The following is a 540-nucleotide window of genomic DNA, read 5'->3' as shown; positions in this document are numbered from 1 at the left end:
TGGCCGACTTGTGAAACCGGATCGCAATAGAAGCCTCAATAACTCTAGTGCCAGGATTTGTCAGTATATGCGCCACATCATCCTCCTGGGCCGCCTGATAAACATCTTTCTCATGCGCTTTCTTGGCGGATGAGTGGATATGATAAACGGCCCCGGACGGCGCAATAATTTTTACGTCAGCCACATCCGCGCTCTCAATACCTTCCTGGCGTGAAAATGTGAGTGCCGGTTTGTGCTTTAAACTCTGCAAGTTCAGCGGCCGTCGCTCTAATTTACTCACAGGGTCTTTTACCGAAAGCCCTGCTTCAGAAAAAAGAGTGGCAAGCGCCTCTCTGTCATTTTTTCTCCGACTGACCACCTCCAGTTCTCTTCTCTGCGGACTCCAGAGAAAGGCATACTCACGAGCCGGATGGACCATTGTCTCTTTAAGAACCGGCTTATCTTCAGAGACCTCTTTCAACAGACTGGGAAGACCTTCCCGATAGACCATCACTTGCATCAGATGCTCAAGAGTGCCGTCAATACAGGGACGGTGACGTT

At 50.0% G+C, this 540-nt stretch carries 1 protein-coding gene; it reads right to left on the bottom strand.

Annotated elements, in window-relative coordinates; all coding sequences use genetic code 11:
• The coding region (locus tag AK963_RS34400; protein WP_175404791.1) for a hypothetical protein at nucleotides 1–540 on the bottom strand (540 nt) is incomplete at both ends.

It is taken from the genome of Endozoicomonas atrinae (genome assembly GCF_001647025.1).
Taxonomy (GTDB): domain Bacteria; phylum Pseudomonadota; class Gammaproteobacteria; order Pseudomonadales; family Endozoicomonadaceae; genus Endozoicomonas; species Endozoicomonas atrinae.
This window is presented reverse-complemented; position numbering and strand designations above follow the sequence as displayed.